Source organism: uncultured Bacteroides sp., assembly GCF_937912035.1.
Taxonomy (GTDB): domain Bacteria; phylum Bacteroidota; class Bacteroidia; order Bacteroidales; family Bacteroidaceae; genus Phocaeicola.
The window spans coordinates 1-13,137 of the sequence record NZ_CALDPF010000034.1 but is presented as its reverse complement, the minus strand read 5'-3'; the positions used below and the strand labels follow the sequence as shown (position 1 = coordinate 13,137).

At 36.9% G+C, this 13,137-nt stretch carries 17 protein-coding genes and 1 tRNA gene; 9 read left to right on the top strand and 9 right to left on the bottom strand.

Annotation, left to right across the window (positions count from 1 at the left end; all coding sequences use genetic code 11):
* Positions 1 to 6 precede the first annotated feature (6 nt).
* Entirely contained in the window at positions 7 to 495 is a 489-nt protein-coding gene (locus Q0486_RS08525; RefSeq protein ID WP_204390519.1) for a dihydrofolate reductase, read from the top strand.
* 2 nt (positions 496 to 497) lie between these two features.
* Here Q0486_RS08525 and Q0486_RS08520 read toward each other — a convergent pair whose 3' ends face one another.
* Positions 498 to 980, bottom strand: coding sequence for an Lrp/AsnC ligand binding domain-containing protein (locus Q0486_RS08520; RefSeq protein WP_204390520.1), 483 nt, complete (start codon positions 978 to 980; stop codon positions 498 to 500).
* A 147-nt stretch (positions 981 to 1,127) separates the two neighbouring features.
* Here Q0486_RS08520 and Q0486_RS08515 point away from each other — a divergent pair, with 147 nt between their 5' ends.
* Positions 1,128 to 2,417 carry a M64 family metallopeptidase gene (locus Q0486_RS08515; protein WP_299232071.1) on the top strand — a complete coding sequence of 430 codons (1,290 nt, stop codon included), beginning with the start codon at positions 1,128 to 1,130 and terminating at the stop codon, positions 2,415 to 2,417.
* A gap of 19 nt (positions 2,418 to 2,436) precedes the next feature.
* Positions 2,437 to 2,967: a GNAT family N-acetyltransferase gene (locus Q0486_RS08510; protein ID WP_299232069.1), complete on the top strand. Its 531-nt coding sequence runs from the start codon at positions 2,437 to 2,439 to the stop codon at positions 2,965 to 2,967.
* A gap of 63 nt (positions 2,968 to 3,030) precedes the next feature.
* Here Q0486_RS08510 and Q0486_RS08505 read toward each other — a convergent pair whose 3' ends face one another.
* The 8 genes from Q0486_RS08505 to Q0486_RS08470 all read right to left on the bottom strand — a co-directional run bounded on the left by Q0486_RS08505 (position 3,031) and on the right by Q0486_RS08470 (position 8,197).
* Positions 3,031 to 3,495 (bottom strand): biopolymer transporter ExbD, encoded by a 465-nt coding sequence (locus Q0486_RS08505; RefSeq protein WP_287679881.1) that lies wholly within the window; start codon positions 3,493 to 3,495, stop codon positions 3,031 to 3,033.
* A 2-nt stretch (positions 3,496 to 3,497) separates the two neighbouring features.
* Positions 3,498 to 4,088, bottom strand: coding sequence for a biopolymer transporter ExbD (locus Q0486_RS08500; RefSeq protein ID WP_299232066.1), 591 nt, complete (start codon positions 4,086 to 4,088; stop codon positions 3,498 to 3,500).
* Between the two features lie 36 nt (positions 4,089 to 4,124).
* Positions 4,125 to 4,586, bottom strand: a complete 462-nt coding sequence (locus Q0486_RS08495) for a hypothetical protein (RefSeq protein WP_299232064.1) — start codon at positions 4,584 to 4,586, stop codon at positions 4,125 to 4,127.
* A 7-nt stretch (positions 4,587 to 4,593) separates the two neighbouring features.
* The gene (locus Q0486_RS08490) at positions 4,594 to 5,349 is read right to left on the bottom strand and encodes a MotA/TolQ/ExbB proton channel family protein (RefSeq protein WP_299232063.1); all 756 of its coding nucleotides are present in this window, start codon (positions 5,347 to 5,349) and stop codon (positions 4,594 to 4,596) included.
* Between the two features lie 81 nt (positions 5,350 to 5,430).
* Positions 5,431 to 5,518, bottom strand: a tRNA-Ser gene (locus Q0486_RS08485).
* Between the two features lie 159 nt (positions 5,519 to 5,677).
* Positions 5,678 to 6,457 carry a TatD family hydrolase gene (locus tag Q0486_RS08480; RefSeq protein ID WP_299232062.1) on the bottom strand — a complete coding sequence of 260 codons (780 nt, stop codon included), beginning with the start codon at positions 6,455 to 6,457 and terminating at the stop codon, positions 5,678 to 5,680.
* The gene (locus Q0486_RS08475) at positions 6,454 to 7,437 is read right to left on the bottom strand and encodes a polyprenyl synthetase family protein (RefSeq protein WP_299232061.1); all 984 of its coding nucleotides are present in this window, start codon (positions 7,435 to 7,437) and stop codon (positions 6,454 to 6,456) included. Before Q0486_RS08475 ends, Q0486_RS08480 begins: the two co-directional genes overlap by 4 nt.
* Positions 7,438 to 7,510: 73 nt before the next feature.
* Positions 7,511 to 8,197 carry an energy transducer TonB gene (locus Q0486_RS08470; protein ID WP_299232059.1) on the bottom strand — a complete coding sequence of 229 codons (687 nt, stop codon included), beginning with the start codon at positions 8,195 to 8,197 and terminating at the stop codon, positions 7,511 to 7,513.
* Between the two features lie 195 nt (positions 8,198 to 8,392).
* Here Q0486_RS08470 and cmk point away from each other — a divergent pair, with 195 nt between their 5' ends.
* The 6 genes from cmk to Q0486_RS08440 all read left to right on the top strand — a co-directional run bounded on the left by cmk (position 8,393) and on the right by Q0486_RS08440 (position 12,950).
* Positions 8,393 to 9,085, top strand: coding sequence for a (d)CMP kinase (gene cmk, locus Q0486_RS08465; protein WP_299232057.1), 693 nt, complete (start codon positions 8,393 to 8,395; stop codon positions 9,083 to 9,085).
* Positions 9,078 to 9,944 (top strand): 4-hydroxy-3-methylbut-2-enyl diphosphate reductase, encoded by an 867-nt coding sequence (locus Q0486_RS08460; protein ID WP_299232055.1) that lies wholly within the window; start codon positions 9,078 to 9,080, stop codon positions 9,942 to 9,944. Before cmk ends, Q0486_RS08460 begins: the two co-directional genes overlap by 8 nt.
* Positions 9,945 to 10,050: 106 nt before the next feature.
* Positions 10,051 to 11,031, top strand: coding sequence for a 6-phosphofructokinase (gene pfkA / locus Q0486_RS08455; protein WP_287679871.1), 981 nt, complete (start codon positions 10,051 to 10,053; stop codon positions 11,029 to 11,031).
* A gap of 210 nt (positions 11,032 to 11,241) precedes the next feature.
* Positions 11,242 to 11,928: a phosphatidylserine decarboxylase family protein gene (locus Q0486_RS08450; RefSeq protein ID WP_299232052.1), complete on the top strand. Its 687-nt coding sequence runs from the start codon at positions 11,242 to 11,244 to the stop codon at positions 11,926 to 11,928.
* 8 nt (positions 11,929 to 11,936) lie between these two features.
* Positions 11,937 to 12,647 (top strand): CDP-diacylglycerol--serine O-phosphatidyltransferase, encoded by a 711-nt coding sequence (gene pssA, locus Q0486_RS08445; RefSeq protein ID WP_299232051.1) that lies wholly within the window; start codon positions 11,937 to 11,939, stop codon positions 12,645 to 12,647.
* 51 nt (positions 12,648 to 12,698) lie between these two features.
* Complete coding sequence (locus Q0486_RS08440; protein ID WP_299232049.1) at positions 12,699 to 12,950, top strand: DUF4834 family protein; 252 nt, start codon at positions 12,699 to 12,701, stop codon at positions 12,948 to 12,950.
* Positions 12,951 to 13,137: the final 187 nt, after the last annotated feature.

Sequence of the window (13,137 nt, the reverse complement as noted above, 5' to 3'; positions counted from 1 at the left end):
ATATTTATGATTTCGATTATTGTAGCTATAAACAAGAATAACGGTATAGGATATAAGAACGAACTCCTGTACTGGCTTCCGAACGACCTGAAGAGATTCAAGACTCTGACTACAGGTCATACCATAATCATGGGACGCAAGACTTTTGAGTCTCTTCCAAAAGGTGCTTTGCCTAACAGAAGAAATATCGTTTTGAGCAGTCAGGATATTACTTTTCCTGGGGCAGAGTGTTTTCACAGCCTGAAAGATGCTCTTGAGGCATGCAAAGATGAAATAGAGGTGTTTATTATCGGTGGCGCAAGCCTGTATAAGGAAGCAATGCCAATTGCAGACCGTCTGTATATAACAGAAGTGGACGATTGTGAAAAAGAGGCTGATGCTTTTTTCCCTGAAATATCACCTGAAATATGGCAAGAAAAAAGTAGAGAATGCCATTCAACAGATGAAAAGCATCTCTACTCATATAGCTTTTGTGATTACGATCGTATCAAATAATTTTATTCATCATCATCATTCGCCAGATCAAGTATAGGCATCTGGCGTTTGATTGCCTCATGGAATGATATTATCGTTTCAGAACGAGACAATCCCAACGGTTGCAGTTTGTCGTGTATGATGCTCAACAAGTGATGGTTGTTTTTTGCATAAATCTTTATGAACATATCATACTGACCTGTAGTGAAATGACATTCTACTACTTCAGGAATTTTCTTTAGTTCTTCTGTCACAGAATCAAACTGTTCAGGATCCTTTAAATATAATCCTATATAAGCACATGTCTCATATCCTATTTTCTCAGGGTCTATTATAAACTCTGATCCTTTTAAAATGCCTAGATTTGTTAGTTTCTGAATTCTCTGATGAATTGCGGCACCAGACACATTGCACACACGAGCTACTTCCAAAAAAGGAATACGAGCATTTTCTGCAATCATACGCAGAATTTGTTCATCCAAACTATCCAACTGATGATGTCCCATTTCTAATAATTTTAATTTATACAAAGGTAGTATTTTTATTCAAACTATATGTAATAAAGTTCTTATATTTGATTTATATTTAATTATCTTTGTGTTAGATACTTTATTTTTTTTATATATTATACATAAAAACAGTTCTTAATTATTATGACAAAAACTTTTTTATCACTTTTTTTAGGATTAGCTGTGTGTTCTTCCGGATATTGCCAAAGTTTTGAAGAGTTCTTTGCAGATAAAACACTTAGAGCGGACTATTTGTTCACAGGAAATAAAAAAAATCAGTCTGTTGTTCTGGATGAACTCAAATCTATGGATGGTTGGGCAGGCAGAAGAAGTAATTTGGACAAACTGCCATTATCAGGTAACGGACAGTTGACTATGGTTGACAAAGCTACAGGTGTGGTTATTTACAGAACTTCTTTTTCCAGTCTGTTTCAGGAATGGCTGGGCGAAAATGAAGCCGAGACTTTAAGTAAGGGATATGAAAATACATTCCTGATGCCTTTTCCAAAGAAAGAGGTTTTGGTTACAGTTGAGCTTTTTAATGCACGACATGAGGTTTCTGCTTCGTTTACGCATACTGTACGACCTGATGATATTTTGATAAAAAAGATTGGTGAAAATAACGTAACCGAGCATAAATATTTGCTGAAAAGCGGTTCGCCCGAAAATTGTATTGATGTTGTGATAATGGCTGAGGGATATTCACGAGGAGATATGCAAACGTTCTACAGTGATGCACAAAAAGCTTGTGATGCAATTTTCAGTCATTCTCCTTTTAAAGAGAATAAAAATCATTTTAATGTGGTTGCTGTAGCCAGCGAATCAACTGACAGTGGAGTTAGTATCCCCAGGGAGAATGTATGGAAATCTACAGCCGTAAGTTCGCATTTTGATACGTTTTATTCCGACAGGTACCTGACTTCAAGCAGTGTTAATGATATTCATGATTTGCTTGCTGGTATCCCTTACGAACATATAATAATCTTGGCAAATACTGATACTTATGGTGGCGGAGGAATATATAATTCTTTTACTCTCACCACTGCGCATCATTCAAAGTTCGAACCTGTGGTGGTACATGAGTTCGGGCACAGTTTTGGAGGTTTGGCTGATGAATATGCCTATACAGATGCACCAAGTCCGCTTTATCCGTATGATGTTGAGCCGTGGGAACAGAATATTACTACATTGGTTGATTTTGAAAGTAAATGGAGTGATATGTTGCCTAAGGGATTTGTTTCTCCAACCAAGATAACAAAAGATAATAATAGTTCAACTGAAGATTTGGGAGTTTATGAAGGAGCCGGATATAGTATGAAGGGTATTTACAGACCTGTTCCGGACTGCAGGATGCGAACAAATGAAGCTCAAGCCTTTTGCCCTGTCTGCCAAAGAGCACTACAACGGTTAATAGATTTTTATACAGAAAAATGATCAATTAAAATATATTATTATGATTAAATTCAATCCTGTTAAGACAACTGATACATCGTATGCTTTTGTAGAAAATTTATTGCATGAATCATTTCCGGAAGAGGAAAGAAGAGATGATGATATGCAGAGGTATAATACAGACAATAATCCTTTGTTTACTGCATATCTGATTACTGATGATGCTGAAAATATAGGTCTTATTACATTATGGAAGTTGTCAGGATTCCTTTATGTAGAACATCTTGCCACTTCGCCCAGTGTTAGAAACAAAGGATATGGAAAGATGATTATGCAGACATTATTGAATAATTTTCCTGATTCCAAAATAGTTCTTGAAGTTGAGCTTCCCGAAGATGAGTTTAGTAAGCGTCGTATTGGTTTTTATGAAAGAAACGGTTTTACTCTTTGTGAAAAGCCATACATGCAGCCGCCGTATAGGAAATCAGGTAGTCCTATTCCAATGCATATCATGTTTTCTGGAGCATATTCAATAGATGGGATGTTTGAGAATATATTATCAGAAATATATAAGAATGTTTATTTGGTATAAACTTATAGGTACAAAAAAAAGAGTTACTCGACTGAGTAACTCTTTTTTTTATCTTTGATACTATTACTGACGTTGTGTTGCAGAATAGTTGATCTTCAAAGCGTATGCTTGACGAAGTGCTTGTTTTACTTCCTGAACAATACCCATCTTAGTTTTTGCATCAACTTTCAGTGATACAGTCATGAAAGGTTTGTCCTCTTCTTTCATATTTTCACGTTCCTGATAGATATAATCCTGAACTTCGTTTGATTCAGAGAATTTATCGTTCAGCTGGATACGGTCTGTAGTACCCATCTTTTTCTGGAACTCAGGTAATGGTTTACCGATATAGATGAAAGAAACCAATGACTTCTTTTCAAGCTTTTCCAATTCTGTAGCCTGTGGCACTTTGAACTGAACCTTCAATGTAACCTCACGCATTGTTGTTACAATCATGAAGAAGAACAACATGGTAAAGATAAGGTCAGGCAAAGAAGAAGTATTCAATTCAGGCATACCTTTCTTTCCGGTCTTATTAAATTTTCCCATTATTATTTTCCTCCATATTTTTTAGGTTCTGCTTCAGAAATCTTCTGTGGATAGTAGTCGATGATAGCTTCTTTTTCTTCGTCAGAACATTCAGCGAATGATTTACCGAACTGTGAATTTGCTAATTCGTTACGCAATTCATTGTATGCAGCAACCAATTCGTTCTGAACCTGAATGTAAACATCATAACTTGTACCAACGTCGTTCTGTACAGAAATTACATGCTTTTCGGTTATCATTACATCGCCAAAGAATGGAAGAGTCTTTCTATGCTTTTCAGGCATATTAGGATCGTCATTCGGATTGGCTATGAATTCTTTTGCTTTGTCTTTAAGTTGTCTTATATCGAAACCTACTTCTCCATTAACCATCAACTGGTCGTCCTTATTCAGTTTAACCTGGAGAATGTTTCTTTCCTTAATAATAATATCATCTTTTTGTTCTTCGTTTTCTGGTGGTGGCGGCAAACGTCTTGCCAAACCACGGTCAGTATCCATTGATGTTGTAACAAGGAAGAAGATAAGCAACATAAAGGCAATGTCGGCCGTAGAACTTGAGTTAATTCCAGGCACTCCTCTTTTACTTTTAGCCATTTTACTTACTCTTAATTATTAAACTTCAATATGATATTATTTCTTAAATATACCTGAAAGATTTACCAATGTTCCTAATACTGCAATACCAAGTAATACGTATGTTGAGTAGATTAACATATCAGTAACTTTCAACCACAATACGTCAGCATAAGTAGTTCCGTCAGCCAATGTTACAGGAGCGTCAGAACCCATATTGTATGCAACAACCAAAAGTACTATTATTAAAACAAATCCAATTAATGATTTTAAAGCTGATGCTGGATTATCTTTGAATGAAGATGCAAATTTAGCCAGACCACCTAATAAAGTAATAATGATTGTTACAGCAAGCATACCATATGTCAAGAAAATCAATGTTTCGGTATGTTCAGGTGCATTATATTCACCCATTGGATTGTTATATCCTACTCCGTAGAACATGCCAAGTACCACCAAGATAAGTGCTACGCAGACATAGAACACATAGTAAGATACTTTATATGATAACTTTGCCATTGTTCAATTATTTTTTGTATTTCAAGTTGTACTTCATGATAACGTCAAGCAATGTGATAGAAGATTCTTCCATCTGGCTTGTGATAGCTTCAATCTTAGAAAGAATGTAGTTATAGAAAATCTGAAGAATCAATGCTACAACAAGACCCCAGATAGTAGTGATCAAAGCCACTTTCATACCACCTGCAACGACTGTTGGAGAAATATCACCAGCCTGCTGGATTTTATCGAACGCCATGACCATACCAATCACAGTACCCAAGAATCCGAGTGATGGAGACATCGCGATAAACAATGTAATCCAAGAACATCCTTTTTCAAGGTAACCTGCCTGAACACCACCGTAAGAAACTACAGAACGTTCAACAACATCCAAACCTTCGTCAATTCTCATTAAACCCTGATAGCAGATAGAAGCAACAGGACCACGAGTGTTACGGCAGATAGTTTTTGCACCTTCTACATCACCTTTTTCCAAAGCTTCTTCAACTTTAGCCATCAATTTCTTAGCGTCAACTTCAGCAAGGCTCAAGTAAATGATACGTTCGATACAGAAAGCCAAACCAAGTACCAAAGCGATTGTTACCAATGACATGAATGATGCATCACCTTCGATGAACTTAGTCTTAAGTTCTTTGTGCATACCACCTTCTTCAACTACTACTGTTTCAGTTGCTGCAGGAGCATCCTGTGCGATAACTGACTGAGTCATTCCGAATGAGAGAGCTCCCATTACTGCAAGAATTGCAAATAACTTTTTCATTGTGTGTCTAATTTTTTAAGATTAATTAATTAATAGTTTATTGTTTATTCTTATTTGTTATTTTTTTCTCTTTGACTATCGCGGAGAGAACGGGATTCGAACCCGTGATACGCTTTTGGCGTATACACGCTTTCCAGGCGTGCCTCTTCAACCACTCGAGCACCTCTCCTCAGCACCTATTTTTCCCTTCTTACATATTTAATTATATTCGTAATCGGTACTCATTTGTCCTTTTTCAGTCACAAATGTATTCTTTTTTTTTTTCTTACATAGCCTAAAAGACGAAAAAGTTTGCGATAACGCATAAAATTAATATTATTTAAAGACTTTAGTCGGCATTTTGGAACACTTTTAGTGCATTTCTTGTTGTATGGCGTGCAATATCGTCTATTGATGTATTAAAAATTTCGGCAAGTTTGTTTGCTATTGATGTGATGTATGCACTTTCGTTTCTTTTTCCTCTGTATGGTACAGGTGCAAGGTATGGCGAATCTGTTTCAAGTACTATTCTATCGATTGGCAGTTGCTTTAGTGTTTCCGGAAGGGTACTTTTCTTGAATGTTACAATACCGTTTATACCCAGCATGAAATTCTTGTAGGACAACATATCGTTTGCCTCTTCCAGTGTTCCGCCAAAGCTATGGAATATTCCTCGTAATGTGGTATCCTTATATTGAGACATTACTTCCAACATCTCTTTGTGAGCATTCCTGCAATGTATAATTAGAGGTAAATTGAACTTAAGGGCCCACTCCAATTGTATTCTGAATACTTCTTTTTGTTCTTCTACGTATGTCTTGTCCCAATAAAGATCCAAACCGACTTCTCCAATACCGTAGAATTTTCTTCCTGAATTCAGGACTTTTTCTACTTTTTCAAGTCTGATTTTCCAGTCGTCAGCAACCGAAGTGGGATGCAACCCCATAAGAGGATAGCAACCTGATGTTTTGTCGCAAAGTTGGAGTAGCGCATCTATGCTCTCATCGTCAATATTGGGCATAAACATTCTTGTGACTCCTGCTTCTTTTGCTCTTATGATGGCCAGTTCTCTGTCGCTGTCAAACTCCTCGCAAAATAGGTGTGTGTGAGTGTCAATCAATCCAATCATAATACTCTTTTCATTAATTGTTTTGTGAAGTTTTTAAGATTGGTTTTTAATGATGCATCTACTGATACCTTATCAAGTATGGCAAGCCCTTCATTGTATAGGGTGTTGATTTTATCCATACATATGCCTGGAACTCCGGTGTTGTTATATATTTCAGTAACAGCTTTAATCTTTTCTTCAGGAATAAAAGCTTCGGCATTTATCCAATTCTCAAGTTCTTTCTTGTTTTCTCCTGATGATCTCTCAAGGGCTGTGATAAGCATGAATGTCTTTTTATTTGAGCAGATGTCTCCACCGATATTTTTACCGAAAACGGAGGAATCTGCATACACATCAAGATAGTCGTCCTGGAGCTGGAAAGCAAGTCCCATTTTTATACCGAAATCGTAAAGCAGATTTGCGTCTTCTTCGCTTGCCCCACCTAGTATTGCACCTATTTTCAGTGAAGCGGCAAGTAAGACAGATGTCTTCAGACAAATCATGTTCATGTATTCGTCAACTGTCACATCGAGTCTTTTTTCGAAATCCATATCCCACTGTTGTCCGTCGCAAACTTCCAGTGCAGCCTTGCTGAAGGTGGATGTGACTTCTGATATGTATTCGGCAGGACATGATTCCATCATCATTTTGAACGAAAGTATGAGCATGGCATCACCGGAAAGAATTGCGGTATTTTCATCCCATTTCTTATGTACGGTTGGTCTGTTTCTTCTCATGTCGGCTTTGTCCATGAGGTCATCGTGTAACAGTGTAAAATTATGGTATGTTTCCAGTGCCGCAGCTTGTTGATAGATTTTTTCAACGTCATCCTTGTATAGGTTGTAGGCCATTAGCATCAAAACCGGACGGATACGTTTACCGCCTAATCCAAGTACATATTCTATTGGCTTGTATAGATTTTCCGGTTCGTGAGTATATGACAATTCTCCGATATACTTCTGAATCTTTTCTAATAGTTCTTTGTCTTCGTACTGCTTCATAGTTTTTTTGTCTTTTGGCTAGAAAACAAAAAGGCTGCCCTTTTTCGGACAGCCTTTTTATGTTATAAAGTTATTACTGCAATCTGAATGTTACAGGTACTGTGTATTTTACACGTACAGCTTTACCACGCTGCATACCTGGTTTCCATTTTGGCATGGTGCTGATAACTCGAAGAGCTTCCTTGTCAAGATATGGATCGACTGAACGCATAACTACAGGGTCAACGATAGAACCGTCCTGGTTAACGACAAACTGAACGATTACACGTCCCTGAATACCGTTTTCCTGAGCGATAGTAGGATATTTGATGTTCTTTCCGAGGAATTTCATCAATTCTGCCATACCACCTGGGAATTCAGGCATCTTTTCTACAACCATGAAGATTTCTTCTTCTGCAGGTTCTTCTTCTTCAACTACAGGTTCGATGTACTTGATTTCTACGGCTGTATTGTCATCTTCACTAGATTTGATAGTAGTTTCTTCTACATCCGCATCGTTCTCTGCAATCTGAAGTACTTCTTCAACTTTCGGAGCTTCTGGTGGAGGAGGTGCTTGCTTTTGCTCCGGTTCTTCTGTGATTGGAATCATTTCCTCCTCAAAAATCGGTTCAACGACACCAGTATCGGTAGTCACCTGTTTGTCGCGTTCTGTCCATTCGAAGCCTACAAACACTGCTGCCAATATCAGCACGTAACCAATCAGCATCCACGTGGATTTCTTTCCCTCGAGGTCTGCTTTGGGCGATTTTTTAACTTCCATAAATGATTTGATAAATTGTTAATAATTCTCTGTGTGCAAATGTAGTATATTTATTTTAAAAAGCAATATCAAAAAGATAAAAATAGATTAAAACGGAAATATTTCTGTAGATGCGGATAAAACAGTAAAAACTTTTATCTATCTTTGACTTTTGAACAAGTATTTTACACATTATTATATAGTAACAATAATCTTATGAAAAAAATAACCATAGCTATAGATGGTTTCTCTTCTTGCGGAAAAAGCACGATGGCCAAAGATCTGGCAAAGGAAATAGGATATATATATATAGATAGCGGTGCGATGTATAGGGCGGTTACTCTGTATTGCCTTGAAAACTCGCTTTTTAACTCTGATGGAAGCGTGAATTCGGAAGAGCTGGAAAAACATATAAATGATATTTCGGTATCGTTCTGTCTTAATAATGTTACTTTGAAACCGGAGACATTCCTTAATGGTGTAAATGTAGAGTCTAAGATTAGGACTATGGAGGTTTCATCCAGGGTGAGTCTTGTTGCAGCCTTGGGATTTGTAAGGGAAGCTTTGGTTAAATTGCAACAGGAAATGGGAAAGAGTAAAGGTATTGTCATGGATGGACGCGATATAGGCACTGTGGTTTTCCCTGATGCGGAGTTGAAGATTTTTGTAACAGCTTCTGCTGAAATCAGGGCAAAAAGAAGATATGATGAACTGCTGGCTAAAGGACAGGAAGTATCATTTGATGAAATCCTCAAAAATGTTGAAGAGAGAGACAGGATAGACCAGACTAGAGCTGTAAGTCCTTTGAGAAAGGCTGATGATGCTATTGTGTTGGATAATAGCAATATGACTCTTGAAGAACAGAAAGCATGGTTAATTAATGAATACCAAAAAGCGGCTAATGTATAATATAGAGATTGATAGTGAATCAGGATTTTGTTTCGGTGTGACAACTGCTATAAAAAAGGCTGAGGAAGAGTTGGCAAAAGGAACTCCTCTGTATTGCCTGGGTGATATAGTGCATAATGGTCAGGAATGTGAACGTTTGAAAAAACTGGGGCTTATAACTATTAACCATGAGGAGTATGCAAAACTTAAAAACGTGAAAGTGTTGCTACGTGCGCATGGTGAACCTCCGGAGACATATAGGATAGCCGCAGAAAATAATATAGAAATAATTGATGCCACCTGTCCTGTAGTATTACGGTTGCAAAAAAGAATTAAGCAGGAATATACCAGTAAAGACCCTGAAAAAGAAAAGCAGATAGTAATATATGGAAAGAACGGTCATGCGGAAGTGCTTGGACTGGTTGGACAGACAAATGGTGAGGCTATAGTTATTGAAAAGATAGAGGAAGTAGATAAGATAGACTTGAATAAAGATGTAAGGCTATATTCGCAAACCACAAAATCTCTGGATGAATTCAGAAGTATCGTTTCGTATATAGAACAGAATATTTCTAAGTCTGCCACTTTTCAGTATTTTGATACAATATGTCGTCAGGTGGCAAACAGAATGCCTAATATCAGGAAGTTTGCCGCTTCACATGATGTGATTCTGTTTGTGTGTGGGCAGAAAAGCTCGAATGGAAAGATATTGTTTCACGAATGTAAGGAGATTAATCCCAAAACATATCAGGTTGATAAACCGGAAGATATTAACATGGAGTGGTTCAGAGATGCAAAGTCAATCGGAATATGTGGCGCTACTTCAACTCCTAAATGGCTTATGGATAAATGTAAGAATGTAATATCGGAGGCATGTTAAAGAATTTACAATTCAAGTTAACTTAAAATACATATCTATTTAATACAACTTTACGACGGAATTTGTAAATTTGCGGCATTGAAACAAACTAATAATATTCAACAATATGGCAAGTATTAAATGTGTTGGTATCCTCACTTCAGGAGGAGATGCTCCGGGTATGAATGCGGCAATTCGTGCCGTGACTCGTGCAGCAATATACAACGGATTGAAAGTTAAGGGAATTTATAGAGGCTATAAAGGACTTATAACTGGAGAAATACAGGAATTTAAAACTCAGAATGTAAGTAATATTATACAGCTGGGAGGTACAATCCTTAAGACTGCGAGATGTATGGAGTTCAAGACTCCAGAGGGACGTCAGGTGGCTCACGAAACTATGGTGCGTGAGGGTATTGATGCTCTTATCGTAATAGGTGGTGACGGTTCGCTCACTGGTGCCAGATTGTTGGCAGAAGAATATGATGTACCTTGCATCGGACTTCCGGGAACTATTGATAATGACCTTTATGGAACAGATACTACAATAGGTTATGACACTGCATTGAATACAATTCTTGATGCTGTAGATAAAATCAGAGATACAGCAACTTCTCACGAACGTCTGTTCTTTGTTGAAGTAATGGGACGTGATGCTGGCTTCCTTGCGTTGAACGGAGCTATAGCAGCAGGTGCTGAAGCTGCTATTATACCTGAATTCAATACTGAGGTTGACCAGTTGGAAGAGTTTATCAAAAACGGATTCCGTAAGTCAAAGAGTAGTTCTATAGTCCTTGTTGCTGAAAGTGAAATTACAGGTGGTGCAATGCATTATGCAGAGCGTGTTAAAAACGAATATCCTCAGTATGATGTACGTGTGACTATTCTTGGGCACTTGCAACGTGGTGGACGACCGACTGCTCACGATAGAATTATTGCCAGCCGTATGGGTGTTGCAAGTATTCAGGCTTTGATGGAAGGTCAGAGAAACGTTATGATAGGTATAGAAAACGATAAGATTGTTTATGTACCGTTTGCAAAAGCTATCAAGAATGATAAGCCTATCGATAGAGAACTTGTCAATGTCTTGAATGAATTGTCAATCTGATAAAAACAGAAATTTTATAATCCCGGATTTAAATTTAATACTAAGTCCGGGATTTTTTATGCCAATACGTCATATTTTAATCAGGTAAAAGCATTTGCAATGTGTTTGCAATGTTGTTGCAAAACGTTTTTTATAATGTTTTATTTGCAGGGTAATTAAAATACGCTTATTTTTGCATGTTAAAAATACCTACATCATCATTTTATCATCATGAACAAAATAAAGAAACTGAAGAAAATTCGTATACATCATGAGGGAACAAACATACTTATTACAAGTGCAATAGTATTATTGGCAATAAATGTTGCTTTTTATTACCTCATAGACAATAAAATTCCATTCTATATATTGGCTGCCATAAGTTTGGTATTATATCTCTTGATGGTAAACTTTTTCCGCTGTCCAATAAGATTATTCAAGGGTGAAACAGAAAAAACTGTCGTTGCTCCAGCTGATGGAAGAGTAGTGGTGATAGAGGAGGTTGATGAGCATGAATATTTCCATGACAAAAGGTTAATGATTTCTATATTCATGGATATTACAAATGTGCATGCTAATTGGTATCCAGTGGACGGTGTCGTCAAACATGTTCAGCATCATAATGGAAGGTTTATGAAAGCATGGCTTCCAAAAGCCAGTACCGAGAATGAACGTTCTACGATCATAATAGAGACCCCCGAAGGTGAGACTATAATGGCACGTCAGATTGCAGGGGCTGTGGCAAGGAGAATTGTAACATACGCAACTCCTGGTGAGGATTGTTATATTGACGAGCACATGGGATTCATTAAATTCGGTTCCAGAGTTGACGTATATCTTCCTTTAGGAACAGAAGTTTGTGTGGAAATGAATCAGAAAACAACAGGTAATGAGACTGTTATTGCTAAACTTAAATAATAAGGACTATGTCAAATATTATAACAAGGAATATTCCTAACAGTATTACAAGTTGTAATCTGTTTTGTGGATGTATAGCAACCTATATGGCTTTTCAGAGTGATTACAGATTGGCTATGCTGTTTATTGTCCTTGGTGCAGTTTTTGATTTTTTTGATGGTATGACAGCCAGGCTTCTTAAAGTGTCTTCGCCCATAGGAAAGGAACTGGATTCTCTAGCTGATAATATAACTTTTGGACTTGCTCCGTCGGCTATCGTATTTTCTTTGTTCAAGCATGTTGATATACCGTTCTTTATTGTTGGTATTTCAGAATACATACCTTACACAGCATTCATAATATCAGTATTTTCTGCTCTTCGTCTGGCTAAATTCAATCTGGATGAACGTCAGACCACTTCATTTATTGGTATGCCTACCCCTGCCAATGCTCTATTCTGGAGTTCATTCGCTATATGGATGATTGAAGGTCAGAATCTTAATGGTTTGTTTAATGCTTTCTATTTATTTCTGTTGGTTGTAATCATGTCATTGCTTTTGGTTTCAGAACTGCCAATGTTCTCTCTGAAATTCAAGAATCTGTCATGGAAAAGTAATAAGATTCAATATATTTTTCTTAGTGTGAGCATACTTTTGCTTGCTCTTTTCGGACTGAGTTCACTCTTTGCTGTGATTATTTGGTATATAATATTGTCTGCCATTACTTATAAGAAAGCATAATATTGTAATTGTGGCACAGTTATTGTATCATAATTAATAAAAACGATAACTATGTTTCATATTTTAGGAATTATATTTTTTATAATAATCTTTGTACTGATTATAGGTTTCACTATTATTTATAAGATAGTGAGAACAGTAATAAACGTGGGTAAGAGTGGAAAGACTGAAGAAAAAAACTTTGGTTTTGATAATAGTGAGAGTGATTCTAAAACATCGGGAAATAAATCTCCAAGTGGCAAAAAGAAAGTATTTGATGAAAATGAAGGAGAGTATATAGAGTTTGAAGAGATAAAAGATTGATTCTTTTATCTCTTTTTTGTTATACTCATTATACGTTCTTTACCTGTTTTAACCTTAGTTATGCAAATTAGTCGCTAAATTTCTTGGATTTTATAATATAAAGTAGTACCTTTGCACTCGCAAACAAGAAATAACATCGCGGAGTGGAGCAGTTGGTAGCTCGTTGGGCTCATAACCCAAAGGTCGT

What these genes read in the sequence shown, in the direction of transcription:
- Q0486_RS08525 (WP_204390519.1), top strand. Translation starts at nt 7, where the DNA reads ATGATTTCGATTATTGTAGCTATAAACAAGAATAACGGTATAGGATAT.
- Q0486_RS08520 (WP_204390520.1), bottom strand. Translation starts at nt 980, where the DNA reads ATGGGACATCATCAGTTGGATAGTTTGGATGAACAAATTCTGCGTATG.
- Q0486_RS08515 (WP_299232071.1), top strand. Translation starts at nt 1,128, where the DNA reads ATGACAAAAACTTTTTTATCACTTTTTTTAGGATTAGCTGTGTGTTCT.
- Q0486_RS08510 (WP_299232069.1), top strand. Translation starts at nt 2,437, where the DNA reads ATGATTAAATTCAATCCTGTTAAGACAACTGATACATCGTATGCTTTT.
- Q0486_RS08505 (WP_287679881.1), bottom strand. Translation starts at nt 3,495, where the DNA reads ATGGGAAAATTTAATAAGACCGGAAAGAAAGGTATGCCTGAATTGAAT.
- Q0486_RS08500 (WP_299232066.1), bottom strand. Translation starts at nt 4,088, where the DNA reads ATGGCTAAAAGTAAAAGAGGAGTGCCTGGAATTAACTCAAGTTCTACG.
- Q0486_RS08495 (WP_299232064.1), bottom strand. Translation starts at nt 4,586, where the DNA reads ATGGCAAAGTTATCATATAAAGTATCTTACTATGTGTTCTATGTCTGC.
- Q0486_RS08490 (WP_299232063.1), bottom strand. Translation starts at nt 5,349, where the DNA reads ATGAAAAAGTTATTTGCAATTCTTGCAGTAATGGGAGCTCTCTCATTC.
- Q0486_RS08480 (WP_299232062.1), bottom strand. Translation starts at nt 6,457, where the DNA reads ATGATTGGATTGATTGACACTCACACACACCTATTTTGCGAGGAGTTT.
- Q0486_RS08475 (WP_299232061.1), bottom strand. Translation starts at nt 7,437, where the DNA reads ATGAAGCAGTACGAAGACAAAGAACTATTAGAAAAGATTCAGAAGTAT.
- Q0486_RS08470 (WP_299232059.1), bottom strand. Translation starts at nt 8,197, where the DNA reads ATGGAAGTTAAAAAATCGCCCAAAGCAGACCTCGAGGGAAAGAAATCC.
- cmk (WP_299232057.1), top strand. Translation starts at nt 8,393, where the DNA reads ATGAAAAAAATAACCATAGCTATAGATGGTTTCTCTTCTTGCGGAAAA.
- Q0486_RS08460 (WP_299232055.1), top strand. Translation starts at nt 9,078, where the DNA reads ATGTATAATATAGAGATTGATAGTGAATCAGGATTTTGTTTCGGTGTG.
- pfkA (WP_287679871.1), top strand. Translation starts at nt 10,051, where the DNA reads ATGGCAAGTATTAAATGTGTTGGTATCCTCACTTCAGGAGGAGATGCT.
- Q0486_RS08450 (WP_299232052.1), top strand. Translation starts at nt 11,242, where the DNA reads ATGAACAAAATAAAGAAACTGAAGAAAATTCGTATACATCATGAGGGA.
- pssA (WP_299232051.1), top strand. Translation starts at nt 11,937, where the DNA reads ATGTCAAATATTATAACAAGGAATATTCCTAACAGTATTACAAGTTGT.
- Q0486_RS08440 (WP_299232049.1), top strand. Translation starts at nt 12,699, where the DNA reads ATGTTTCATATTTTAGGAATTATATTTTTTATAATAATCTTTGTACTG.